General features: G+C 73.5%; 22 protein-coding genes and 1 riboswitch. Of the genes, 9 read left to right on the forward strand and 13 right to left on the reverse strand.

Annotation, left to right across the window (positions count from 1 at the left end; all coding sequences use genetic code 11):
- Positions 1 to 186 precede the first annotated feature (186 nt).
- The 7 genes from OG393_RS23585 to OG393_RS23615 all read right to left on the reverse strand — a co-directional run bounded on the left by OG393_RS23585 (position 187) and on the right by OG393_RS23615 (position 8,052).
- A complete protein-coding gene (locus OG393_RS23585) occupies positions 187 to 588 on the reverse strand; it encodes a transglycosylase SLT domain-containing protein (RefSeq protein ID WP_327376686.1) in 402 nt (133 codons plus the stop codon).
- A 288-nt stretch (positions 589 to 876) separates the two neighbouring features.
- The gene (locus OG393_RS23590) at positions 877 to 1,779 is read right to left on the reverse strand and encodes an ECF transporter S component (protein WP_442817350.1); all 903 of its coding nucleotides are present in this window, start codon (positions 1,777 to 1,779) and stop codon (positions 877 to 879) included.
- Positions 1,743 to 3,515 (reverse strand): ABC transporter ATP-binding protein, encoded by a 1,773-nt coding sequence (locus OG393_RS23595; RefSeq protein ID WP_327376688.1) that lies wholly within the window; start codon positions 3,513 to 3,515, stop codon positions 1,743 to 1,745. The genes OG393_RS23590 and OG393_RS23595 overlap by 37 nt, the downstream gene beginning before the upstream one ends.
- A complete protein-coding gene (locus tag OG393_RS23600; protein WP_327376689.1) occupies positions 3,512 to 4,618 on the reverse strand; it encodes an energy-coupling factor transporter transmembrane protein EcfT in 1,107 nt (368 codons plus the stop codon). Before OG393_RS23600 ends, OG393_RS23595 begins: the two co-directional genes overlap by 4 nt.
- Positions 4,615 to 5,244 carry an SCO2322 family protein gene (locus OG393_RS23605; RefSeq protein ID WP_327378521.1) on the reverse strand — a complete coding sequence of 210 codons (630 nt, stop codon included), beginning with the start codon at positions 5,242 to 5,244 and terminating at the stop codon, positions 4,615 to 4,617. Before OG393_RS23605 ends, OG393_RS23600 begins: the two co-directional genes overlap by 4 nt.
- 83 nt (positions 5,245 to 5,327) lie before the next feature.
- On the reverse strand, positions 5,328 to 6,584 hold the full coding sequence (locus tag OG393_RS23610) for a prenyltransferase/squalene oxidase repeat-containing protein (RefSeq protein ID WP_327376690.1): 1,257 nt from the start codon (positions 6,582 to 6,584) through the stop codon (positions 5,328 to 5,330).
- Between the two features lie 96 nt (positions 6,585 to 6,680).
- Positions 6,681 to 6,769: riboswitch (cobalamin riboswitch) on the reverse strand.
- A 245-nt stretch (positions 6,770 to 7,014) separates the two neighbouring features.
- Positions 7,015 to 8,052, reverse strand: a complete 1,038-nt coding sequence (locus tag OG393_RS23615; RefSeq protein WP_327376691.1) for an MBL fold metallo-hydrolase — start codon at positions 8,050 to 8,052, stop codon at positions 7,015 to 7,017.
- A 265-nt stretch (positions 8,053 to 8,317) separates the two neighbouring features.
- Here OG393_RS23615 and OG393_RS23620 point away from each other — a divergent pair, with 265 nt between their 5' ends.
- Positions 8,318 to 9,781, forward strand: coding sequence for an aldehyde dehydrogenase (locus tag OG393_RS23620; protein ID WP_327376692.1), 1,464 nt, complete (start codon positions 8,318 to 8,320; stop codon positions 9,779 to 9,781).
- Positions 9,781 to 10,014 (forward strand): ferredoxin, encoded by a 234-nt coding sequence (locus OG393_RS23625; RefSeq protein ID WP_327376693.1) that lies wholly within the window; start codon positions 9,781 to 9,783, stop codon positions 10,012 to 10,014. The genes OG393_RS23620 and OG393_RS23625 overlap by 1 nt, the downstream gene beginning before the upstream one ends.
- A gap of 66 nt (positions 10,015 to 10,080) precedes the next feature.
- Here the strand turns inward: OG393_RS23625 and OG393_RS23630 are convergent, their stop codons facing one another.
- Entirely contained in the window at positions 10,081 to 10,722 is a 642-nt protein-coding gene (locus OG393_RS23630) for a TetR family transcriptional regulator (RefSeq protein ID WP_327376694.1), read from the reverse strand.
- Between the two features lie 207 nt (positions 10,723 to 10,929).
- Between OG393_RS23630 and OG393_RS23635 the strand changes: the two genes are divergently transcribed.
- From OG393_RS23635 to OG393_RS23650, 4 genes are all read left to right on the forward strand, one after another.
- Entirely contained in the window at positions 10,930 to 12,243 is a 1,314-nt protein-coding gene (locus OG393_RS23635) for a glycosyltransferase family 4 protein (RefSeq protein ID WP_327376695.1), read from the forward strand.
- A 121-nt stretch (positions 12,244 to 12,364) separates the two neighbouring features.
- Entirely contained in the window at positions 12,365 to 13,138 is a 774-nt protein-coding gene (locus OG393_RS23640) for a class I SAM-dependent methyltransferase (RefSeq protein ID WP_327376696.1), read from the forward strand.
- Positions 13,135 to 14,208: a prenyltransferase gene (locus OG393_RS23645; RefSeq protein WP_327376697.1), complete on the forward strand. Its 1,074-nt coding sequence runs from the start codon at positions 13,135 to 13,137 to the stop codon at positions 14,206 to 14,208. Before OG393_RS23640 ends, OG393_RS23645 begins: the two co-directional genes overlap by 4 nt.
- A gap of 23 nt (positions 14,209 to 14,231) precedes the next feature.
- Positions 14,232 to 14,609, forward strand: coding sequence for a helix-turn-helix domain-containing protein (locus tag OG393_RS23650; protein WP_327376698.1), 378 nt, complete (start codon positions 14,232 to 14,234; stop codon positions 14,607 to 14,609).
- Positions 14,610 to 14,711: 102 nt separating this feature from the next.
- On the opposite strand, the gene OG393_RS23655 is transcribed toward OG393_RS23650, so the two are convergent.
- The 4 genes from OG393_RS23655 to OG393_RS23670 form a co-directional block, all read right to left on the reverse strand.
- Positions 14,712 to 15,722 (reverse strand): LLM class F420-dependent oxidoreductase, encoded by a 1,011-nt coding sequence (locus OG393_RS23655; protein WP_327376699.1) that lies wholly within the window; start codon positions 15,720 to 15,722, stop codon positions 14,712 to 14,714.
- A gap of 124 nt (positions 15,723 to 15,846) precedes the next feature.
- Positions 15,847 to 16,683, reverse strand: coding sequence for a hypothetical protein (locus tag OG393_RS23660; protein WP_327376700.1), 837 nt, complete (start codon positions 16,681 to 16,683; stop codon positions 15,847 to 15,849).
- A gap of 90 nt (positions 16,684 to 16,773) precedes the next feature.
- Entirely contained in the window at positions 16,774 to 17,667 is an 894-nt protein-coding gene (locus tag OG393_RS23665; RefSeq protein WP_442817351.1) for an N-acetylmuramoyl-L-alanine amidase, read from the reverse strand.
- Between the two features lie 179 nt (positions 17,668 to 17,846).
- Entirely contained in the window at positions 17,847 to 18,473 is a 627-nt protein-coding gene (locus OG393_RS23670) for a class I SAM-dependent methyltransferase (RefSeq protein WP_327376701.1), read from the reverse strand.
- A 296-nt stretch (positions 18,474 to 18,769) separates the two neighbouring features.
- Here OG393_RS23670 and OG393_RS23675 point away from each other — a divergent pair, with 296 nt between their 5' ends.
- From OG393_RS23675 to OG393_RS23685, 3 genes are all read left to right on the forward strand, one after another.
- Positions 18,770 to 21,007 carry an acyl-CoA dehydrogenase gene (locus OG393_RS23675; protein ID WP_327376702.1) on the forward strand — a complete coding sequence of 746 codons (2,238 nt, stop codon included), beginning with the start codon at positions 18,770 to 18,772 and terminating at the stop codon, positions 21,005 to 21,007.
- A gap of 12 nt (positions 21,008 to 21,019) precedes the next feature.
- A complete protein-coding gene (locus OG393_RS23680) occupies positions 21,020 to 22,213 on the forward strand; it encodes a lipid-transfer protein (RefSeq protein ID WP_327376703.1) in 1,194 nt (397 codons plus the stop codon).
- A gap of 70 nt (positions 22,214 to 22,283) precedes the next feature.
- On the forward strand, positions 22,284 to 23,723 hold the full coding sequence (locus OG393_RS23685; RefSeq protein ID WP_442817352.1) for an MFS transporter: 1,440 nt from the start codon (positions 22,284 to 22,286) through the stop codon (positions 23,721 to 23,723).
- 228 nt (positions 23,724 to 23,951) lie between these two features.
- On the opposite strand, the gene OG393_RS23690 is transcribed toward OG393_RS23685, so the two are convergent.
- The gene (locus OG393_RS23690; RefSeq protein ID WP_327378523.1) at positions 23,952 to 24,584 is read right to left on the reverse strand and encodes a response regulator transcription factor; all 633 of its coding nucleotides are present in this window, start codon (positions 24,582 to 24,584) and stop codon (positions 23,952 to 23,954) included.
- Positions 24,585 to 24,691 lie beyond the last annotated feature (107 nt).

Below are 24,691 nucleotides of genomic sequence, written 5' to 3' on the forward strand. Positions count from 1 at the left end.
TCGGTCGCCCCGGGGTGACCGACGGGCTGCCCTTCTGTCGGGCGGGGCGCCGGCGCGGAGCCCGGAAAACGCGGCGGGCCCCGCTCCTCCGGTGGGGAGGGCGGGGCCTTGCGTCCGCGTCCGCGGCGGCCGGTGGCGGTGGAGCGGGCCCGGGGTCGGGCTCTGGTGTCCGGCCGGTCCTCGGACTCAGTACCAGCCGTTGGCCTGCCAGAACGACCAGGCGGCGTTCGGGCTTCCGTAGCGCTCGTTCATGTAGTTCAGGCCCCACTTGATCTGCGTGGCGGGGTTCGTCTTCCAGTCGGCACCGGCCGAGGCCATCTTCGAGGCCGGCAGGGCCTGGACCAGGCCGTAGGCGCCGCTTGAGGAGTTGGTCGCGGTGAAGTTCCAGCCCGACTCGTGCTCGACGATCTTGCTGAAGGCCTGGTACTGGCCGGCCGGGACGATCTTCTTGGCGATCTCCTGGGGGCTGGCGGCCGAGGCCGAAGCGGTCGTTCCCAGTACCGCGCCCGAGGCTGCCAGCAGCACGGCTGCGGAGGCGGCGACGGTCTTCTTGCGGTCGGAGACACGAGTGGCGAGGGAGCGGAGCAAGGTGCGTACCTAACGTCGGGGACTTGGTCGACGCCGGGCGTTTCGGGCAAGCCGGAACCAGAGCCCGGGAAATCCGGGAACCGGGGGGATCGGCCTGTCCGGGGGAAGCAGCGGCGAACGCTTGCCGCCCGGCGACGTCCACCAGAGAAGCAGGGCGGGAGGACCGGCGCAACGACCCCTTGTACTAGTGCGGTTCGCACGACCGTGGAAGCGTCCGCGGCGACGCTACGGGTGTTTTCGCAGGCCAAGAGGGCCTATGGGGTGATTTGGGCGGGTCTCGACTGTCTACTATTCCGGGCCGTAGGGGACTTTGGTCATGTGGGCCGCCTCACCGCGAAGAGGTCCTTCCGCGGCCTCGAATGTGACCTGGGCCTCGAAATTGGCCCGCCGGGTGGCCCGCCGGAGCGCCTTCAGGAGGGTGCCGCCGACGGTCAGGGTCAGGACGACGGTGAGCGCGGCGCGCCCGAGGTCCCAGCCGACGGACGTCGCCAGTACGTAGGCCAGGAACCGCACGAGGTTCTCCCGCACCGGGTCGCCCGGCACGAAGGCGATCCCGTGCGCCAGGCCGCCGACCGTCACCCAGCCGTACAGATTGGTGACCGTGCCGTACGCGAAGGCGGCCAGGAACCCGTACGCCGAGAGCATCAGCAGCTCGCCCCGGCCGCGGAGCCGCTCCGGTCCCGGCAGCAGGCCGGCGCCCATCGTGAACCAGCCCATCGCCAGCATCTGCACCGGCATCCAGGGGCCCACCCCGCCCGTCAGCAGCGCGGACGCGAACATCGTGACCGAGCCGAGGACGAAGCCGAAGCCCGGTCCGAGGACCCGGCCGCTCAGCACCATCAGGAAGAACATCGGCTCGATGCCGGCGGTCCCCGCTCCCAGGGGCCGCAGCGCCGCCCCCACGGCGGCGAGCACGCCCAGCATCGCGACCGCCTTCGCGTCCATCCCGCAGTCGGAGATCGTCGCGACCACCACCCCGATCAGCAGCGGAAGCAGCGCGGCGAACAGCCAGGGCGCGTCGGCGGCATGGGTGGTGACCGCCGCGTCACCGTCCGCCAGAAGGGGCCAGCCGACGGCGATCAGACCGATCACGGAGACCAGGACGAGGGCGGCGACCGAACGCGGCCCGAGCCGGACCGGTCGTGTCCGGGTGCTCACAACGCCTCCCGCACCTGTTCGACCGTGAGCCACGGCTGGGGGGCCAGGATCTTCGCGACCTGGGGGGAGAAGGCGGGGGAGGAGACGACCACCTCGGCGGTCGGACCGTCCGCGACGATCTCACCGCCGGCCAGGATCACCACCCGGTGCGCCAGCTCCGCGGCGAGTTCCACGTCGTGCGTGGCCAGCACGATGGCGTGGCCCTCGGCCGCCAGCGTCCGCAGATGCGTGACGAGGCGGGCCTTGGCCGCGTAGTCCAGGCCCCGGGTCGGCTCGTCGAGGAGGATCAGGGGCGGGCGTCCGGTCAGCACGACGGCCAGGGCCAGCGCGAGACGCTGCCCCTCCGACAGATCGCGGGGGTGGGTGTCGTCCGTCACACCCGGAAGCAGCGCGGAGACGAGGGCGCGACAGCTGCCGGGTCCGGCGCCCGCGTCCGCGTCGGCCGCGTCGCACTCCGCGCCGACGGTGTCCGCGTACAGCAGGTCGCGGGGTTCCTGCGGCACCAGGCCCACCTGCCGGATCAGCGTCCGGGGGTCGGTGCGGTGCGGGGTCCGGTCGCCGACGAGGATTCCGCCGGACGTCGGCTCGATCATCCCGACGACGGCCCCGAGCAGTGTCGACTTGCCCGCGCCGTTGCGGCCCATGAGCGCCACGGTCTCTCCCACGGTGACCCGCAGGTCGACCCTCCGCAGTGCCTCGACCCGTCCACGCCGGACTCCGAGCCCGCGCACCTCGACCAGTGCGCCCGAGCCGTCGGGCTTCCTCGCCGCCCCGGCGCCCCGGCGCCGTCGGAACAGCGAGAAGCCCGAGCGACGATCGGTCGCGGACGGACTCCCGGCCCGGCCCGCTTCCGCCGAAGCCGACCGAGGCAGGGGCATCGGGGCGGACGGGGGCGTCGAAGGGGACGAAGGCGAGGGTGAGGGCGGCGCCGGGGCCGGGGACGGGAGTGGACGCGCCGGAGTGGCGTCCCGGAGACGCTCCCGTAGTTCGCCCGCCCCGCGTCGGGCGTCCCGCACGGTCAGCGGCAGCGGTTCCCAGCCGGCGAGCCGGCCCAGGGCCACGACCGGCGGATACACCGGCGAGACGGACATCACGTCGGCCGGCGGACCCATGACGCCGTCGGGCAGCAGCAGCACCTGGTCCGCGTACTGCACCACCCGCTCCAGACGGTGCTCCGCCATCAGGATGGTCGTCCCCAGGTCGTGGACCAGGCGTTGCAGCACCGCGAGGACGTCCTCGGCCGCCGCCGGGTCGAGCGCCGAGGTCGGCTCGTCGAGGACCAGGACCCGTGGGTGCGGGGTCAGCACCGAACCGATCGCGACCCGCTGCCGCTGTCCGCCGGACAGGGTGGCGATCGGCCGGTCCCGCAGCTCGGCCAGCCCCAGCAGGTCCAGGGTCTCCTCCACCCGGCGCCGCATCACCCCGGGCGCCAGGCCCAGCGACTCCATTCCGTACGCCAGCTCGTCCTCGACGGTGTCCGTGACGAAGTGGGCCGAGGGGTCCTGCCCCACGGTGCCGACGACGTCGGCCAGTTCGCGGGGCTTGTGCGTCCGGGTGTCGCGTCCCGCGACCGTCACCCGGCCCGTCAGCGTCCCGCCGGTGAAGTGCGGCACCAGCCCCGAGACGGCGCCGAGCAGCGTCGACTTGCCCACGCCCGACGGACCGACGAGCAGGACCAGCTCACCTTCGGGGACCGTCAGGTCCAGGCCCCGCAGAGTGGGCTGGGCCCCCTCCGCGTACGTCACGGAGACGTTCTCGAAGCGGATCACGCGGAAACCTCCTCGGCGCGGGGCGCCGGTGCGACGAACGCGGGCAGCAGGCCCACCAGGACGGAGGCGGCGGGCCACAGCGGCAGCTCCGGCGCCACCAGCGGCACGACTCCGGGGTGCAGCGCCTCGTACATGTACGCGTTCGCCAGGATCATCAGCGCCGCGACGGCGACACCCGACGCGGCGACCAGCCATGCCCGCGGGCCCCACCGGTCGGGCCGGTAGCGGGTCCGTGCCGCACGCCGCCCGCCCAGCCGCAGCCCGGCCACGGCGGCGGTGAGCCCGCCGACCACGAGCGGCAGCCCGTACCCCGCGCCCTCCGCCGCCAGCAGACCGTACGAACCGGCGCACACACCGAGCAGCCCGCCCAGCGTCAGCACGTTCGTCGTCCGACGCACGGCCGCCGGGACCCGCGCCGTGCGTCCGTAGCCGCGCGCGTCCATCGACGCCGCCACCGCGACCGAGCGCTCCAGCGCGCCCTCCAGGACCGGAAGCCCGATCCGGAGCACCGCCCGCACCCCGCCCGTCGGCCGCCCGCGCAGCCGCCGGGCCGTGCGCAGCCGCAGCACGTCCGCGACCATGTTCGGGGCGAACGTCATCGCGACGACGACGGCCACCCCCGCCTCGTAGAGCGCGCCCGGCAGGGACTTGAGCAGCCGCGCCGGGTTGGCCAGCGCGTTCGCCGCGCCCACGCAGATCAGCAGGGTCGCCAGCTTCGCCCCGTCGTACAGGGCGAACACCACCTGCTCGGCGGTGACCCGTCCCCCGATCCGGACCCCTTGGGCCCAGGAGGGCAGCGGCACCTCGGGCAGGGTGAACAGGACGTGTGAACCCGGGATCGGCGAGCCCAGGACGACGGAGAAGACCACCCGCAGGAACACCACGAACAGTCCCAGCTTCACGAACGCCCCGTACGAGCGGGCCCAGGGCGCGTCGGTACGGCGGGCCCCGACGACGTAGCCGGCCACTCCCACGATCAGCCCCAGGACCAGCATGTTGGTGGTGCGGGATGCGGCCACGGCCAGACCCAGTGCCCACAGCCACCAGGCGCCGGCGTGCAGGGCGTTGGAGCGGTTCGCCTCCGGGGCGCGGAGCGTCGTCATCGCCGGCGACGGGCCCGCAGGACGGCGGCTCCTCCGAGTACGAGCACGGCGGCTCCGCCCGCGACGATCCCGACGGACGGTCCGCCGTCGTCACGCTGCTCCCCGTCTTCCGGCGGCGCGGCGGCCGAGGCGGTCGGCCGCCCGGCGGGCGTGCCGGACGGTTCCCGCTCCGACACCTGCTCGCCGCAGCCCTTCGCCGGGTAGCCCTCGATCCCGCACAGCAGCGCGGCGCTGTCGTAGCGCAGCGGCTTCGCGACCGCGGCCAGCGCCTCCGCGCCGGTCGCCGCCTCGCGCACCTGCGCGCAGCCGACCTTCAGCGCGGGCTCCGGCGGCGTCTCGCCCGGCGGGGCGTCCGCCGGACCGCCGAAGTCGATCACCACCGCGACCCGCTTGGCACCGGCCTTCGGCTCGGTGGCGGAGCAGATCGCCTGGAAGTCGGGGGCGGCGGAGGGCCGGGCGGCGTCGCTGGAGTCCTTGCTGACCGCGAAGCGGAAACCGTTCACGTCCCCGTCGGCGGGCCGGGCGGTCGCCGGGCCCTGGGTGGCGTACGTCCAGGCGCCGCCGTCGCTCTCCCAGAAGGACCAGTAGCGGTAGCCGACGGCCTGAGCCGGCGCGGCGGCGGCCATGGTCAGGAGGAGCGGCGCCAGGGCGGCCGGGAGGAGACCGGCGGCGCCACGGGCCGTGGCGCTTCCGCCGAGGAGCCGGGTCCTCACTTCTTGCGGCCGCTGATCAGGAAGCCGATGCCGACGCCCACGACCATGCCGATGCCGATGATCCACCACAGGTCGAAGGAGCCGGAGTCCTCGTCCTCGGCGGTCTCGTCCGCCGAGGACCCGGCCGCCGCCTGGGGCGCCGGGCCGGTGGCGCTCAGCGCCTTCACGAGGTCGGTCGAGCCGAAGTGGCGCGGGTCGACGTCCATCGCGTTCGAGGCGAAGACCAGCTGAGCGTAGGCGGCGGGACCGCTGTCCCGCGCCCAGTCGGCGGAGTTCTGCTGCAGCCAGGTCAGAGCGCCGTCGGCCTCCTTCATGGCGCCGGCAGCGGCGAGCGCCACGACGGCGTCGGCGGTGTTGCCGTGGTCGGGCAGTTCGGCGGCGTCGGCGGCCCCGGGCATCGGCGGGGTGTTCAGGTGGCCCGTCTTCGCCAGGGCGGCGGCCAGGTAGGAGGCGCCGTTCAGGGCGGCCCGCTCGGCGGTGGGCTTGGGCAGGTCCGTGCAGGCCGGGGCCTGCTCGGGGGTGACCCCGTCGGCGGTCATGCCCTTGCCGAGCCCCGCGAGGGTGGCCGCGGCGGTCGCGTCGGCGTTGGCGAGCAGCGTGCCGTTCTTGTCGGGCTGGTAGGCGAAGGCGCCCGCCCCCTCCTGCGCGGCACAGGGGATCGCGAAGCCGAGCAGCGCGTCGTACGGGGTCCTCCCGTCGACGGACTTCACGTCGCCCGGCTTCTCGCCCAGCGCGGTGAGCGCGCCGATCACGACCGAGGTGGAGTTGGCGTCGCTGGGGCCGCCAGGGTTGTAGCCCCAGCCGCCGTCCTTGTTCTGCACGCCCTTGAGCCAGCCCGCGCCGGCCTTGGCGGCCTTGGCGACCGCGTCCGGGTCGGTGCTCTTGGCGCGCACCGCGTTCAGGGCCTGCACGGCGACGGCGGTGGCGTTGGTGTCGAGCATCGTGGCCGGATCGCACGCCTTGGCCGGGTCCGGACGGTAGGAGGCGAAGGCGCCGCTCTCGCACTGCTGCTGCCGAAGCCATGCCACGGCCTGCTCGGCGGGCTGGACCTGCTGCGTCCGCAGGGCGATGAAGGCGAGGGACTGGCGCCAGACGCCGTCGTAGGTCGGGTCCTTCTCGCCGTACAGCCCGGCCGGGACCTCGGGCGCGGGGGTGGGCGACGGCGACGGCGCGGCGAACGCGGTGGGGGCCGTGCCGGTGCAGAGCACAGTGGCGACTGCGAGCGCGGCGGCGCCGCGGCGGACGGTGATCATGCGTGCTGGCCTCTCCTGCGGCCGGGCACCGGCACGCACAAGGCACCAGGCTCGGCTCCGTATTCCTCGACGGTGCCGGCGTTCACGTCCCGGACGGGGCATTCCGGCTCGCCTTCGGCGGGCCTGGGCGGCTGCGACGACGGCTCACGGTTGCGGGTCAGCGCCGGATTCCCACCGGCTTCCCCCCGTACGGGCATGATGACGACCCGCTCACTGTACCGGCCCGTAACGGGGACCTCCCCGAGGGTGCGGGGCGCCGTCGGAGCCCGTCGGGTGGCTCCCGGCGGGGCGGTCACGCTCCACCCGCGCGTCCCCCGCGCCGCCGGCCTGCCCGCCGGGTCCGCGCCGGGTCCGCACGGGGGGCGTCCCCGGTGACGGGGAACACGCACCGCGCCGTGTCCGCCTTCCGGCCGGAGGTCACCCGGCGGGCTCACACCGCGATGTACGCCACCGGGTCCGTGCCCGGGGCCGGCTCCGCGCGGCCTCGCTTCACCAGGCGGCGCACATGGGCCTCGGCCTCGCTGACGGCGATGGTGCGCGAGGTGTGCGGGATCTGTGCCCACGGACGGTTCCACTCCATCCGTTCGGCCAGCTGCCAGGGGGTGAGCGGGGTCGCCAGCAGGCCGAGGAGTCCGGCCAGCCGCTCCTCGTGGTGGCCGAGCAGTTCCCGCACCCGTCCGGCCGAGTCGGTGAAGGCGTGCTGGTGGGCGGGCAGCACCTCGGCGACGCCGAGTCGGCCGACGCGCTCCAGCGAGTCCAGGTAGTCGCCCAGCGGATCTGTGACGGTGGTGTCGTCGGGGTCCTCGTACAGGCCGATGTGGGGTGTGATGCCGGGCAGCAGGTGGTCGCCGGAGAAGAGCCGGCCGTGGCCGGCCAGCCGCCCGGGGTGTTCCTCCTCCAGATGGAGGCAGACGTGGCCGGGTGTGTGCCCGGGGGTCCAGACCGCCCGCAGCCGTCGTCCGGCGAGGTCGAGCAGCTCGCCGGGGACGATCTCGCGGTCGGGCAGCGCGGAGTCCAGTCCGGGCAGACGACGGGTCCGGCCGCCCGATCTGGCGGCGAGCAGCGGGGCGGTGTGTTCCTCGGGTGCGCCGGCGGCGGCCAGCTTCCGCGCGAGATAGCCGAGCCAGACGGCCGGCTCGGCCGTGCGGGTGCGGCGTACGACGGCGGTGTCGGCGGCGTGCATGGCGATCCACGCGCCGGACGCCTCGCGGACCTTCCCGGAGAGCCCGTGGTGGTCGGGGTGGTGGTGGGTGATGACGATCCCGTGGACCTCCGCCACGGAGGTCCCCAACGTGCTCAGCCCGTCGCGTAGTTCGCGCCAGGATGCCGGATCGTCCCAGCCGGTGTCGATGAGGACGGGGCCGCGGCGGGTGTCGACGAGATGGACGAGGGTGTGCCCGAGCGGGTTGTCCGGGATGGGGACCCGGATCGACCAGACGCCTCCGCCGTGCTCGGTCACCTGGGTCATCGGACCTCATCTCTGCTCGGCGGCAAGGCACTTGTTCGGCGTCGGCCCACTATAGCCAGAACTGACACTTCATCAGTCGGATGATGTCCTCGGGCTCGCGAGGGTGCGCCCGCCGTGCGGGGTGTCCCGTTGAGTCCCCACCCCCCGGCGGTAAACCCGCTGGTGGGGGCCTGCCCGGTTCCGCGTCTGGTCAAGTGGGACCGGAACTGGTATCAGTTCTGATGCATAGTCAGAAACCGTCGTGGGTTTCCGGGAGGCAGTGGCCATGACCGAGCTTGTGGAGCACGGAAAGCTGTTCATCGGCGGCGCGCCGGTCGACCCGCTCGGTGGTGATGTCATCGAGGTCGTCTCACCGCACACCGAGGAGGTCATCGGCCGGGTGCCGCACGCCTCCGAGGCCGATGTCGACCGTGCCGTCGCCGCCGCCCGCAGGGCCTTCGACCACGGCCCGTGGCCGCGGGCCACACCGGAGGAGCGCATCGAGGTCGTCACCCGGATCAAGGACGCCGTCGCCGCGCGCCACGAGGAGATCGCCCGGTCGATCTCCTCGCAGAACGGCTCTCCGTACTCCTGGAGCGTGCTCGCCCAGGCGCTCGGCGCGATGATGGTCTGGGACGCCGCCCTCACGGTCGCCCGGGACTTCCGCTACGAGGAGCGGCGGGCCGGGGTGCTCGGGCCGCTGCTCGTGCGGCGCGAGCCGGTGGGCGTCGTCGCGGCCGTGATCCCCTGGAACGTTCCGCAGTTCACGGCCGCCGCCAAGCTGGGCCCCGCGCTCCTCGCGGGCTGCTCGGTGATCCTCAAGCCCTCGCCGGAGGCGCCGCTCGACTCGTACATCCTCGCCGAGATCGCGGCCGGGGCCGGGCTGCCCGAAGGCGTCCTTTCCGTCCTGCCCGCCGGCCGTGAGGTCAGCGAGTACCTGGTCGGGCACCCGGGCGTCGACAAGGTCTCGTTCACCGGATCGGTCGCGGCCGGGAAACGCGTGATGGAGGTCGCCTCCCGGAACCTCACCCGCGTCACCCTGGAGCTCGGCGGCAAGTCCGCGGCGGTCGTCCTGCCGGACGCGGATGTGGCCACCGCCGTCGCCGGGATCGTCCCGGCCGCCTGGATGAACAACGGTCAGGCGTGCGTCGCCCAGACCCGCATCCTGGTGCCACGCGCCCGGTACGAGGAGACCGCCGAGGCGTTCGCGGCTGCGGCCGGGGCGTTGAAGGTCGGTGACCCGCTCGACCCGGCGACCCAGGTGGGCCCCCTGGTGGCCCGGCGTCAGCAGCAGCGCTCCCTCGACTACATCAGGCTGGGCCAGGAGGAGGGCGCCAAGATCCTCACGGGTGGCGGCCGGGGACCGGACCGCGGCTGGTATGTCGAGCCCACTCTCTTCGGCGACGTCGACAACACCATGCGCGTCGCCCGGGAGGAGATCTTCGGCCCGGTCATCTGTCTCCTCCCCTACGCGGACGAGGGCGAGGCGCTACGGATCGCGAACGACTCCGACTACGGGCTGAGCGGCAGCGTCTGGACCGGTGACGTGGAGCGGGGCATCGCCTTCGCCCGCGGGGTACGCACCGGTACCTTCAACGTCAACACCTTCAGCCTGGACATGCTGGGACCGTTCGGCGGCTACAAGAACTCCGGCCTGGGCAGGGAGTTCGGGCCGGAGGGCTTCGGCGCGTACCTGGAGCACAAGATGATCCACCTGCCGGCCGGATACGAGGGGACCGGTGGTGCCTGATGGGCGACCGCTGGCGTGTGGAGGTCGACCGGAGAGTCTGCATCGGTTCCGGTATGTGCGTCGGCCACGCCCCGCACGGCTTCCGGCTGGACACGGCCCGGCAGTCGCACCCCGCCGCTCCGGAGTCCGACGCGAACGAGGGCGTCCTCGCGGCGGCCGAGGGCTGCCCGGTGGAGGCGATCCTGATCACGCTCCTCGACGGCGGGGAGCCGGTCTTCCCTCCCGAGGGGTAACCCGGAAGGCGAGGGCGGGGCCGGGTCCCGCGTGACGGAGCCGGAGCGAGGCGCGGGGAGAGGCCGTCAGCGCGACGACTCGGGCCGCCCCGGGCCCTCGGGAGGCGCGGCCGGAGACGTCAGGTCGATCAGTCGGCAGACCGTCTCGATGTCGATCTTCACCTGCGCGATCGACGCACGCCCCGAGAGCCAGGTGATCAGCGCCGAGTGCCAGGTGTGCTCGATCACCCGCACCGCGGAGAGCTGCTGGGGTGTCGGATGCTCCAGGCCCATGGCGTCCAGGATGATCGCCGTGGTGACCCGCGACACCGTGTCCACCTCGGGGCTCACGCTTCGGTCCGCGAACGTCAGTGCCCTTACCATCGCGTCCGCGAGCTGTGGTTCCCGCTGGAGCGCGCGGAACGCCCGCATCAGGGTCTCCGCCACCCGTTCCGCCGAGGTCGCGCCCGCCGGCGGGCGCTTGCGCAGGGTGGCGTGCAGGTGCTGAAGCTGGTCCTGCATGGTGGCGACCAGCAGATGGATCTTGGAGGGGAAGTAGCGGTACAGCGTCCCCAGCGCCACCCCGGCCGCCTCGGCGACCTCCCGCATCTGCACGGCCTCGAAGCCGCCCCGGCCGGCCAGTTGCGCGCTGGCGTGCAGGATGCGGCGGCGGCGGGCCTCCTGGCGCTCTGTCAGGGGTGGCGAGTCGGGTCTGTCTTCCGCGGTCATGGGTCCCGTTCCGTGCGGTGAGGAGGCGACGGTACGGCACGGTGCCCGCCGTGGCGCGAATCACCTGATCCGGCTCTTACGGCTGAGCTACCTGCCGGTAGATTCAGTGCTCCCTGGAGGATCAAGAACGATCAAGTCTGTAACTTGTTCTAGATTAGCGCGAGCGGTTACGCTCCCGCGAAACGCACGCGAGAATGGGGGCCGCGAATGACCGCTGAGGCCATAGAGGCAGGCCCCCGCAAGGGCGCGACCGGGGATGGTGACCGTCCGTTGCGGATCGCTCTCCTGACGTACAAGGGGAACCCGTTCTGCGGCGGCCAGGGCGTCTACGTACGGCACCTCTCCCGCGAACTCGCCCGGCTCGGACACAGCGTCGAGGTCATCGGCTCGCAGCCCTACCCCACGCTGGACGAGGGGGTTCCGCTCACCGAGCTGGCCAGCCTCGACCTCTACCGCTCGCCCGACCCCTTCCGGACCCCCAAGCGCGACGAGTACCGCGACTGGATCGACGCGCTCGAAGTCGCCACCATGTGGACCGGCGGCTTCCCGGAGCCGCTCACCTTCTCGCTGCGGGCCCGCCGCATGCTCGCCGCCCGCCGCGGCGACTTCGACGTCGTGCACGACAACCAGACCCTCGGCTACGGCCTCCTCGGAGGCCCCGCCGCGCTCGGAGCCCCTCTGGTCACCACCATCCACCACCCGATCACCGTCGACCGGCAGCTCGAACTCGACGCCGCCGCCGGCTGGCAGCGCCGGGCCTCCGTCCGCCGCTGGTACGCCTTCACCCGCATGCAGAAGCGGGTGGCCCGCCGGCTGCCGTCCGTGCTGACCGTCTCCGGCACCTCACGGCAGGAGATCGCCGACCACCTCGGGGTACGGGACGAGCGCATCCGCGTCGTCCACATCGGCGCCGACGTCGCACTGTGGTCCCCGGACCCGTCCGTCGCCGAGGTCCCCGGCCGGATCGTCACCACCTCCAGCGCCGACGTGCCCCTCAAGGGCCTGGTCCATCTCGTCGAGGCGCTCGCCAAACTGCGCACCGAGAACCCGGCCGCGCACCTCGTCGTCGTCGGCAAACGGGCTGAGGACGGCCCCGTCGCACGGGCCATCGAACGGTTCGGCCTCCAGCACGCCGTCGAGTTCGTCAAGGGCATCACCGACGCCGAACTCGTCGACCTCGTGCGCTCCGCCCAGGTCTCCTGCGTGCCCTCCCTCTACGAGGGCTTCTCCCTGCCCGCCGCCGAGGCCATGGCCACCGGGACCCCGCTCGTCGCCACCACCGGCGGAGCGATCCCCGAGGTGGCCGGTCCCGACGGCGAGAGCTGCCTCGCGGTGCCCCCGGGCGACGCCGGCGCGCTCGCCGCCGCCCTTGGCCGGCTGCTCGGCGACCCCGGACTGCGCGCCCGGCTGGGCGCCGCCGGACGCGCCCGCGTCCTGGCGAACTTCACCTGGGCCCGGGCCGCCCAGGGCACGGCGGAGCTGTACCGCGAGGCGATCGCCCGCCGCGGGGCCCGCCGGTGACCGCGCCCCGCCGCCGCGCGCCGCACCCCCACTCCCGCCCGGCGGGATACCCCCTGTCCCGCACCGCGGGCACGACTCCGGGCCGCCCCGCGGCCCCCGGCCATCCGGAAGGGCAGACCTCGTGCTGACCGTCGACTTCACCCGCTTCCCGCTCGCCCCCGGCGACCGCGTGCTCGACCTGGGCTGTGGTGCGGGCCGGCACGCCTTCGAGTGCTACCGGCGCGGCGCCCAGGTCGTGGCCCTCGACCGGAACGCCGAGGAGATCCGGGAGGTCGCCACGTGGTTCGCGGCGATGAAGGAGGCCGGCGAGGCCCCGGCGGGCGCCACCGCGACCGCCATGGAGGGCGACGCCCTCAACCTCCCCTTCCCCGACGACTCCTTCGACGTCGTGATCATCTCCGAGGTCATGGAGCACATCCCGGACGACAAGGGCGTCCTCGCCGAGATGGTCCGCGTGCTCCGCCCCGGCGGCCGGATCGCGATCACCGTGCCCCGCTACGGCCCCGAGAAGGTCTGCTGGGCGCTCTCCGACGCCTACCACGAGGTCGAGGGCGGCCACATCCGCATCTACAAGGCCGACGAACTCCTCGGCAGGATCCGCCAGGCCGGGCTGCGGCCCTACGGAACCCACCACGCGCACGCGCTGCACGCCCCGTACTGGTGGCTCAAGTGCGCCTTCGGCGTGGACAACGACAAGGCGCTGCCGGTGCGCGCCTACCACAAGCTCCTGGTCTGGGACATCATGAAGAAGCCCGCCCTCACCCGGGTCGCCGAACAACTGCTCAACCCGGTGGTCGGCAAGAGCCTCGTCGTCTACGCCACCAAGCCGCACCTGCCCGCCGAGGCCGCCGCCCCGGCCGCCGTCTCCGGTACCACCGCCGAGGCCGGCGCGTGACGAGCCCCGAGCGGATCGCGGAGCACCTCCTCCTGCCCGGGGTCCTCACCGCGGAGCAGGCCGCCGAGACCGTCGCCGGAATCCTCGCCGGGCAGCGCGAGGACGGCGCCATACCGTGGTTCCGAGGCCATCACCTCGACCCGTGGGACCACATCGAGGCCGCCATGGCCCTGGACGCCGCCGGCGAACACCCCGCCGCGGCCCGCGCCTACGACTGGCTGGCCCGGCACCAGAACGGCGACGGCTCCTGGTACGCCGCCTACCACGACGGGGCGCACGACCAGGTCACCGACCGCGGCCGGGAGACCAACTTCGTGGCCTACGTCGCCGTCGGCGTCTGGCACCACTACCTGGCCACCGGCGACGAGGCGTTCCTCGACCGGATGTGGCCCGTCGTCTACGCCGCCGTCGAGTTCGTCCTCGCCCTCCAGCAGCCCGGCGGCCAGATCGGGTGGAAGCGCGAGGCCGACGGCACTCCCGTGGACGACGCTCTGCTCACCGGCAGCTCCTCCATCCACCAGGCACTGCGCTGTGCCCTCGCGATCGCCGAGGAACGCGAGGAACCGCAGCCCGACTGGGAACTCGCGGCCGGCGCGCTGGGCCACGCGATCCGCAGCCACCCCGAGCGCTTCCTCGACAAGTCCCGCTACTCCATGGACTGGTACTACCCGGTTCTCGGCGGCGCGCTCACCGGCCCCGCGGCGCAGGCCCGCATCGACGCGCACTGGGACGACTTCGTGGTTCCCGGACTCGGCGTGCGCTGTGTGCTGCCCAACCCCTGGGTGACCGGCGGCGAGAGCTGCGAACTCGCCCTCGCCCTGTGGCTGACGGGGGAGTCGGACCGCGCCCTGGAGATCCTCCAGTCCATCCAGCACCTGCGCGCCGAGGGCGGTATGTACTGGACGGGCTACGTCTTCGAGGGCGACGCGGCCGTGTGGCCCGAGGAACTCACCACCTGGACGGCGGGTTCGCTGCTCCTGGCCGTCGCGGCGCTCGGCGGCGACGAGGCGACGGTGGCGGTGTTCGGTGCCGAGCGGCTGCCGAAGGGTCTCCCGCCCGAGTGCTGCTGACCGGCGTACGTACGGTGGCCGTCATGCGGCTCAGGTACTCCTTCGGCCTCACCCCCACGCCGGGCCGGCGCACCGCGCCGGCCCGTGCGTTCGGGTGTGCGCGGGTGGTGCACAACGACGCGATCGCCGCCCGCGAGGCGGCCCGCGCCGAAGGGCGCAAGGCGCCGTCGATGGCCGAGCTGTCGGCCACATTGATCACCCAGGCCAAGCGCACGCCGGAGCGGGCCTGGCCGGCCGAGGTCTCCCCGGTCGTCCGAGCAGCGGCGGGTGGGCCCCGCGTGCGGTGTGCGGCTGGACCGGGACATCAACGCAGCGATCAACGTAAAGCACGCCGCTGGCCGAGCGGGACATGCCCACGGAGCGCCCGGAAGACCACAGCCCCAGGCTGTGGCGGGGTGTGAAGAAGCGAGAAGCCACGGACTCCATGCCGGAGCCCGCGCCGCGTAGCGGAGCAGCACCGGACCGGAAGGCGGAATCCTCTCCCTTCAGAGAGAGGTTGCACGTCAAGCGTTGAGTTCCGCCAGGACCCGCAGGGTGTCCGGGTCCGGTGCCGTGACCAGCAGGTCGGTGACCGGACCGGCGCGCCACAGTTCGAGCCGTTCGGCGATCCGTTCCTTCGGGCCCACCAGCGAGACCTCGTCCGCGAAGGCGTCCGGCACGGCGAGCACGGCCTCCTCGCGGCGGCCGGCCGCGAACAGCTCCTGGACGCGACGGGCCTCGGCCTCGTACCCCATCCTTCCCATCAGATCGGCGTGGAAGTTGCGCGCGGTGTGCCCCATCCCGCCGATGTAGAAGCCGAGCATCGCCTTGACCGGCAGGAGTCCTTCGGCGGGGTCGTCGCAGACCCGGGCGCGGACCAGAGGGGCGACCGTGAACCCCTCGGGCAGCTTCTCCGGCAGCCGGTAGGCCCGTGCGTACCGCTGCGGCGACCAGTAGAGCGGCAGCCAGCCGTCCGCGAGCGTGAGCGTCTGCGCGATGTTCTTCGGTCCCTCGGCACCCAGCAGTACGGGCAGGTCGGCCCGCAGTGGGTGGGTGATCGGACGGAGCGACTTCCCCAGGCCGGTGCCGTCCGCTCCGGTGTAGGGATGGGCGTGGAAGCGGCCGTCGAGCGCGACGGGGCCCTCGCGGCGCAGGACCTGGCGGACGACGTCCACGTACTCACGGGTCGCGGTGAGCGGACTGCGGGGAAAGGGGCGGCCGTACCAGCCCTCGACGACCTGCGGTCCGGACAGCCCCAGGCCGAGCATCATCCGCCCACCGGAGAGATGATCCAGGGTGAGCGCGTGCATGGCGGTGGCCGTCGGCGTCCTGGCGGCCATCTGCGCGACCGCCGTGCCGAGCCGGATCCTGCGGGTGTGCGCCGCGATCCAGGTCAGGGTGGTGAACGCGTCCGACCCCCACGCCTCGGCGGTCCAGACGGAGTCGTATCCGAGCCGCTCGGCCTCGCGGGCCAGCGCCGGATGCCCGGCGGCGGGGCCGCGCCCCCAGTAGCCGAGGGCGAGTCCGAGCCGCATGCCCCCACCCACCTCTCTGACGGTGTGTCACATTCTGGAGGGGGGACTGTACGCCAACGGCCCCGCGCCCGGAAGGGATTCCGGGCGCGGGGCCGTCGGGGCGGAAGGCGGTGCGGGTGTCCGGTCAGCCGCGCTGGATGCCGGACGTGTCCTGCAGGACGCCGCGGCGCCCGTCCTGGGTCTGCGCGATCAGGCTCGGACCGCGCTGCTCGACCGCCAGGTACCAGGTGCCGGGGGCCAGTTCGGCGATCGGCGACGGCGAGCCGTCCTCCCCGTACAGCGGCCGGGCGACCGGAACGGCGAACCAGAAGGGCGAGAAGTCGCCGGAGGGCCGCGGGGCCTGGTTCTGCGACGGCTGGGCCGTGGCCGACTGCTGGTGGTCCTGGGCGGCGAACGGCGAACCCTGAACCTGGCTCTGCTGAGGGGCGCCCTGGCCGTACGGCTGCTGCTGGGCGCCCGGGTATCCATAACCGCCGGGGGCGCCGGGCTGGCCCGGCTGCACGCCGTACGGCTGCTGGGCCTGCGGCGACGGCGCGCTCATCAGCGGGGTGTTGAGGGCCGGTACCAGCGGCGCGGCGACCGCGGCACCCGCGAGGACGAGCGCGGCGATCAGACCCAGGACCAGACCGGCGCCGGCGTTCTCCGACTCGAAGAACCACATGAGGAGCGTCCACGCGGAGGCGAAGCCGAAGGCGGTGCCGACCTGGCCGAGCTCCAGACCGGCCACCTTGCGCTGCTGCGGCAGGCCATGTGAGACGACGATCAGCGCGGCGCCGACGATGCCGAGGAAGAACGAGCCCCATCCGAGAGGCGAGATCTCCCAGGAGTTCGGGATGTCGACCGCGTCGCAGACGGCCTTGCCGGCGTCACAGCCGGAGATACCGAGGAACGAGGCGATGAACAGCACCACCGCTGCACCGATCAGCACGCCATCGCCTCGAGTGAGGGAGCGGATATTCACGTAAGAGTCCTTCTTCGGGTCGTCTCGTCGGGGTGGCGCAAGGCACGGGGGCGGCCCCATCGTACGGAGCGAATCTATCGCCCGCCGGTTCTACCCCTCGAGGTAGGTCCTGATGCCGTCCGCGATCCCCTGGGCCGCCTTCTGACGCCACGACGCGTCGGTCAGGAGCGCGGAATCCTTCGGGTCACGCATATTGCCGCATTCGACGAAGACCTTGGGGACGGTTGAGAGATTGAGCCCGCCGAGATCGTCGCGGACGTCCAATCCGGTACCGGAGCCGATGTAGTTGGACGGTGAGGTGTGCGTCGCTCGCGCGAAGTGCGTGGCGATGTCCTCGCCGAGGGACCGTGACGGGCCGACGATCTGGGCGGTGTCGGCGCCTCCGGCGTGGACGCGTGCGGGAAGAATCACATGGAATCCGCGGTTCCCGGCCGCGGAGCCGTCGGCGTGGACGGACACGACCGCGTCGGCGCGCGCCGCGTTGCCGATCCGGGCGCGCTCGTCGATGCACGGGCCGAAGGGCCGGTCGGCGTCATGGGTGAGGACGGTCTTCGCACCCAGCGCCGTCAGGAGCTCGCGCAGTCGCCGGGAGACGTCCAGGGTGAACGCGGCCTCGGTGTAGCCCGCGTTCGTGGACGTGCCGGTGGTATCGCATTCCTTGCGGTTCGTCCCGATGTCGACCTTCTGGTTGATCTCCCGTACGTGCTGGACATTGCCGGGATTGTGTCCGGGGTCGATGACGACGGTCCGGCCGTCGAGGGGGAGGGCGTCGCCGCCATCGCCGGCCGTACCCCCCGTGCCCGCCGCTCCGGAGGGGGTCGGAGCGGGGTCGGCGGTGCGCGGCGCCCCGGCGGACGCGTTGGCGCCCGGTGCGCCCGTCGCGCTCTCGGCTGCTCCACCGCAGCCCGTGAGGGTGACGCCTGCGAGGACGCAGCCGAGCAGGGTGAGGACGGGGGTGAGGATCTTCCGGCGGTCGTACGGCACCCCGCGACTCTAGTGTGAGACCGCGCCGGCCGCGTGAGGCCCGCCGCTCGGGTCCGCCGGTCCGCCGTACGGCCCGACGCGTGCGGGCCGGGCGTGGAAGGGCGTACGCCGATCCGCCCCGGCCCGCGCGTCACGGCGGTGGGGGCCGGGCAACCCCGCCGGGCCCCGGCCGTCCGGCTTCACACCCGTCGGCGCAGGACCCGCAGCGAGTCGGTCACCCCGGTCTCCGCGAAGGCGCCCGACTCCAGCGCCCGGCGGTAGATCCGGTACGGCGCCTGGCCGCCGTCCTCCGGGTTCGGGAAGACGTCGTGGATCACCAGGAGGCCGCCCACGGCGACCTTCGGCGCCCAGCCCTCGTAGTCCGCCGTCGCGTGCTCGTCCGTGTGGCCGCCGTCGACGAAGACGAAGCCGAGCTCGCCGGACCACACCTTCGCCACCTGCGGCGAACGCCCGACGACCGCGATCACGTACTCCTCCAGGCCCGCCTTGCGCAGCGTCCGGCGGAACGTCGGCAGGGTGTCCATCAGCCCCACCTCCGGGTCCACGACCGTCTCGTCGTGGTACTCCCATCCGGGCTGCTGCTCCTCGCTGCCCCGGTGGTGGTCCACGGTCACCACGACCGTCCCCGCGTTCCTGGCCACGTCCGCCAGCAGGATCGTGGAGCGCCCGCAGTAGGTGCCGACCTCCAGGAGCGGCAGGCCGAGCTTCGCCGCCTCGGTGGCGGCCTCGTGGAGGGCGAGCCCTTCCTGCACGGGCATGAAGCCCTTGGCGGCCTCGAAGGCGGAGAGAATCTCCGGAGCGGGCATCGGTCCTCCTACTGGCGGGTAGACGTGCGAGCGCCCATCGTGCCCTAAGGTCGGCCCGCGCGGACACGCGGACCTCACGGGGCGCCCCTGTCCCCGGCACGTGCGCGGGTGGGATGTCCCAGGTGTCCATGGCGTGCCCTCACCCGACGGTCCGACCGGCGGACCGGTTGGTCGTCGTGCCTCTCCGTATCGGGGGCGGCGGGCGCGGACATCGACGCCGACCGCGGGCGGCCCCGGTGTCGTTCCACACGCTCCTGACCTTCCGTCAGAATGAAACGTGTTCTACTCTGCCGCGCATGGGCATCGCCATCACACAGGAACAGCGGGAGCTGGCCAGGTCCGTGCGCGGCTGGCTCGCCCGCACGGTGCCTCCCGAAGAGGTGCGCAAGCACCTCGACGTCCCCGGCGCCACGATCGGCCGCCCCGTCCACTGGGACGCCGCCGCCGGGCAAGGGCTGCTCGGCGTCCACCTCCCCGAGGAGTACGGCGGAGGGGCGGGTGACCTCGTCGACCTGGCCGTCGTCCTGGAGGAGACCGGCCGGGCACTGCTGCCGGGACCCTGCCTCCCCACCACCCTCGCCGCCGAGATCCTGCGGCGCGTCGCAGACCAGCGCCTCCGCCCCGCGGTGGACCCCACCGCCGACACGGCCTCCGCCACCGAGGCCGGGGCCGGTGAGGCCGCGCGCCTCACCGCCGCGCTCGCCGACGGCTCCCGGATCGCGGCCGTGGCCCTGGGAGCCGGGACCCTCACGGCCGTCGCCACCGACCACGGCCTCCTGCTGGACGGCACCGCGCCCCCCGTCCTCGCGGGCGGACAGGCCGACCTGATCCTGCTCGCCGCCACCACCGCCCAGGGCACCGTCTGGCTGGCGGCCGACGCCGCGGACCTCGCCGTACGGACGCAGGAGAGCGCCGACCCCACCCGCCCCACCGCCGAGGTCACCGCCGCCGGGGTCCACATACCCGCCCACCGGCTCCTCCCCGTCGAATCCACCCTCGTACGGGACCTCGCCGCCGTGCTCTACGCGGCCGAAGCCTGCGGGACCGCCGCGCGGGCACTGGAGACGGCGGCCGCGTACGCGAAGGTCCGCGAACAGTTCGGGCGACCCATCGGACGGTTCCAGGGGATCAAACACCTCTGCGCCGACATGCTCGTCCGGGTCGAGCGGGCCCGCGCCCTGACCTGGGACGCCGCCCGCGCGGCCGGAGCCGGTCCGGCGCGGGCCCGGTCGCTGACCGCGGCACTCGCCGCCGCGACCGCTCTCGACGCCGCCTACGACTGCGCCAAGGACTGCATCCAGATCCTCGGCGGCATCGGCTTCACCTGGGAACACGACGCGCACCTCCACCTGCGCCGGGCTCTCGTCGCCCGGCAGCTCCTGGGGCCCGGCGACACCCACCGCGTCCACGCCGTCCGCCTCGCCTCCGACGGCGCCCGGCGCGCACTGCGCCTCGAACTGCCCCCGGAAGCCGACGCGTTCCGTGCCGCCGCCCGCGAGGCCGTGGCGCCCGCCGTCGGTCTCGACCCCCGCGCCGCGCGCCGCGTCCTCGCCCCCACCGGCTACGCCGCCCCGCACCTTCCGCCGCCGTACGGACTCGGCGCCGGCCCCCTCCGGCAGCTCGCCGTCCAGCGGGAACTCGACGACCAGGGCATCACGCTCGCCGGACTCGGGATCGCGGCCTGGGTCGTCCCCTCCCTCCTCGCCCACGGCACGCCCGAGCAGCAGGCCCGCCATCTCGGTCCCACTCTCCGCGGGGACCGGCTGTGGTGCCAGCTGTTCTCCGAGCCGGACGCCGGCTCCGACCTGGCCGCGCTGCGCACCCGGGCCGAGCGCACCGACGGTGGCTGGGTGATCAACGGGCAGAAGGTGTGGACGAGCGCCGCGCGGTCGGCAGACTTCGGCATCCTGCTCGCCCGCACCGACCCCGAGGCCCCCCGGCACCGGGGACTCACCTACTTCCTCGTCGACATGAGGAACACGGCGGGGATCGACATCCGGCCGCTGAAGGAGATCACCGGCGACACGCTCTTCAACGAGGTGTACTTCGACGACGTGCTTCTGCCCGCCGACGCCGTCGTCGGCGCCGTACACGACGGCTGGCGCGTCGCCCGCGACACCCTCGGCAACGAGCGCGTCCACATGGCCGACCAGGTCGCCTTCGACAGCGGACTGGAGGCCCTGATCGGCCGTGCCGGCGACGCCGACACGGCCGTACGGGCCCGGATCGGCGCGCTCGCCGCCGAGGCCCACGCGCTCGCCTGCATGGGGCTGCGCACGACGATGCTCCAGGTCTCGGGCCTGGAACCGGGGGCGGGAGCGAGCGTCCGCAAGCTCGTGCAGACCGTCCACCAGCAGAAGGTCGCCGAACTCACCCTCGAACTGCTGGGCCCGGAGGGAGCCGTGCGGGAGGGAGCGGGCGAGCGGGCCGTGCACGGGCTGCTGATGTCCCGCTGCCTGACCATCGCGGGCGGCACCACGCAGGTTCAGCTCAACGTCGTCGCCGAGCGCCTGCTCGGCCTGCCGCGGGACTGAGAGGAACGGAAAATGGCCAAGGCGTACGTCGTCGGTGTCGGGATGACGAGGTTCGAGAAGCCCGAGACCCGCGACTGGCGGTACTGGGACATGGCGAGGGAAGCCGGGACGGCGGCGCTCGCCGACGCCGGTGTCGGCTACGCGCGAGTGGAACAGGTGCCGGTCGGCTACTGCTTCCAGGCGTCGACGGCCGGTCAGCGCGCCGCGTACGAGCTGGGACTCTCCGGGGTCCCCGTCTACAACGTCAACAACAACTGCGCGACCGCCTCGACGGCGCTGATGATGGCCCGGCAGTTCGTGCAGGGCGGGATGTCCGACTGCGTCCTCGCCCTCGGCTTCGAGAAGATGACGCGCGGCGCGCTCGGAGCGGGCGCCGACGGCGGCGACCTCACGAGCTCGCCGGTGGCCCGGCACTACGGGATCATGGCCGCGGGCCACGGCTTCGCGACGTCCCCGCCCACCGCGCAGCTCTTCGGCAACGCGGCCCGCGAGCACATGGACCGGTACGGGACGACCCCGGCGCAGTTCGCCGCCGTCGGCGCCAAGAACCACCGCCACTCGGCGGACAACCCGAACGCCCAGTTCCGGGACGTCTACACGGTCGACGAGATCCTCGCCTCCAAGACCGTCCACCGGCCGTTGACCAGGCTCCAGTGCTCGCCGACCTCGGACGGGGCCGCCGCCGCGGTCGTCGTCTCCGAGCGGTTCGTGGTGGAGCACGGGCTGCACGACCGGGCTGTCGAGATCCTCGCGCAGGCGATGACGACGGACACGGAGGAGTCGTTCGCGTCGGGCTCCTGCATCGACGCGGTCGGCCGGCCGATGTCCCGGGCCGCGGCCCGGCGGGTGTACGAGACGTCGGGGCTCGGCATCGAGGACGTCGACGTCGTGGAACTCCACGACTGCTTCTCGGTCAACGAACTGTTGACCTACGAGGCGCTCGGGATGTGCGAGGACGGCGCGTCCGGCAAGCTCGTCGAATCGGGCGCGACGACCCATGGCGGGCAGTGGGTGGTGAACCCCTCGGGCGGGCTGATCTCCAAGGGCCACCCGCTGGGTGCCACCGGCCTCGCGCAGACGGCCGAACTGGTCTGGCAGCTACGCGGCGAGGCGGGCGCCCGGCAGGTGCCGGGAGCGCGGGTCGGGCTCGCGCACAACATCGGGCTCGGCGGGGCGGCCGTGGTCACCCTGCTGCGCGGGGCGTAGGACCGCGGTCCCGGCCCCTCCGCCGATATCCGCATGTACGGGCCACGGGCGTTCTGCCAGCATGACAGGCATGGTCCACCCCGAGTCCGTCGCCGAGCAGTCCGCGTCCCCGGGTCCTTCCCCGCGTATCTGGCCGGTCGTACTCGCCGCGTGCGCGGGACAGTTCCTCGTCGTCCTCGACGTGTCCGTGGTCAATGTGGCCCTTCCGTCGATGCGGACCGATCTCGGTCTGTCGGCCGTCGGGCTCCAGTGGGTGCTGAGCGCGTACGCGATCGCCTTCGCCGGCTTCATGCCGCTCGGCGGGCGGGCGGCCGACCTGTTCGGCCGGAAGCGGATGTTCCTCCTGGGGCTCGGGCTCTTCATCGTCGCGTCCGTGGTCGGCGGCCTCGCGCAGGAAGGCCGGCAGCTGGTCGCCGGGCGCGCCGCGCAGGGCCTGGGCGCCGCGATCCTGGCTCCCGCGACACTCACCATCGTGACCTCCGCCGTCCCGGCGGGGCCCGCCCGGACGCGTGTCATCGGCACCTGGACGGCGGTCGGCGCGGCCGGCGGCGCGGCGGGCGGGTTGGTCGGCGGGGTCCTGGTGGACCTGTCCTGGCGCTGGGTCCTGCTGATCAACGTTCCGGTCGGAGTCCTCATCCTCGCCGGTGCCTCGTTGTGGCTGCGCGAGAGCCGGACCGCGACGGGCCGACGGCTCGATCTGCCGGGTGCGGTCCTGGTCACCGGCGGGCTGGCCGCCGTCGCGTACGGCGTCGTGCAGACCGAGGAGGCAGGTTGGGGCGCCGCGGAGACATGCGTCCCCCTGCTCGGCGGACTCGCCCTGCTCGGGGTGTTCCTCGCCGTCGAGGCACGCGCGACGGCGCCGTTGGTGCCGCTGCGGGTCTTCCGCTCGCGGGCCGTGTCGGCGGCCAACGTGGCCATCATGCTGTGTGGTTCGGCCTCGTTCTCGACGTGGTTCTTCATGACGGTGTACGCGCAGAACATCCTGGGGTACACCCCGCTCCAGGCCGGCCTGGCGCTGGTTCCCAGCTCGGTCAGCGTCATCGTCGGCTCGAAGCTGGCGCCCCGTCTGATGCCGGCGACGGGCGCGCGGAACCTGGCCGTGATCGGCGCTGTGGTGGCCGCGGCCGGATTCGGCTGGCAGTCGACGATGACCGCCGACGGCACGTTCCTGGGGATCATCCTGGGGCCCGGGATCCTGATGATGACCGGCATCGGACTGCTGTCCACACCGCTGGCCACCCTCGCCACGTCGAGCGCGGCACCCGGCGAGGCGGGCCTCGTGTCCGGCCTGGTCAACACCTCCCGCACGATGGGCGGCGCGCTGGGCCTCGCGGTCCTGGCCACGGTCGCGGCGGCCAGGACGGGGGGCGTGACCAGCCCCCGGGCCCTCACCGAGGGGTATGCCCTGGTGTTCCGGACGGGGGCGGGGGTCCTGCTGGCCGCAGCGCTGTTCATGCTGTTCTGCCTGCCGAAGCCGGAGAGGGCGCCGGTGCCCGCCCCCGCGGCCTGACCGCCCGTGGCGTCAGGCCGTGGGCGACGGGCCCCCTGGCCGGCCCGGCCAGGACGTGTCGCGGGAGTCCCTCCTGGCGCCCGTGACGCCTGGCACGCACGCTCGCCGCGTTGTCGGAGTCATCCGGGTACGCCCGGTACGAGGATGATCCTCCGTCGCGCGATCGGCACGCACCAGGCGCCGCGGGCCCCGCTCTCCGGGCGGACGGAGCTACTTCCGCAACACGTCCTAGAGCCACCCCTGGCGACGGGCCGCCCGGACCGCTTCCATCCTGTTGCGTGTGCCCGTCTTGCCGATCGCCGACGAGAGGTAGTTGCGTACCGTCGGCTCCGACAGGCGCAGCGTCGCCGCGATGTCCGCGATCGTCGCACCGCCCACCGCCGCACCCAGGGCGTCCCGTTCACGGGCCGTCAACGGGTTCGGGCCCGCGCTGAGCGCCGCCGCCGCGAGAGCCGGGTCGATGACCGTCTCGCCGCGCAGGACCCGGCGGACCGCCTCCGCGAGCTCCTCCACCGGGCCGTCCTTCACCAGGAAGCCCGCCGCCCCGGCTTCCATCGCGCGGCGCAGATAGCCGGGGCGGCCGAAGGTCGTGAGGATCAGGACCCGGCAGTCGGGGACCTCGGCACGCAGGTCCGCCGCCGCGTCCAGTCCCGACCGGCCCGGGAGCTCGATGTCCAGGAGCGCCACCTCGGGACGGCTGACCAGCGCCGCGGCCACGATCTCGTCACCCCGGCCGACCTGCGACACCACCTCGATGTCCGGCTCCATGCCCAGCAGCAGCGCGAGCGCGCCCCGCATCACGCCCTGGTCCTCGGCGAGGAGGACTCTCGTACGCCCGAGGGGTCGGTGGTCCCGCGGCATCTCGTCCACGGAGAACAGCGTAGGGCTGCTCGCCTGTCGCGGCGCGCCCGGAAGGCTCCGGACACGCGGGACCCGCCCGGCTGGTCGCCGGACGGGGTGAGTGATGC

The sequence above is a fragment of the Streptomyces sp. NBC_01216 genome, assembly GCF_035994945.1.
Taxonomy (GTDB): Bacteria; Actinomycetota; Actinomycetes; order Streptomycetales; family Streptomycetaceae; genus Streptomyces.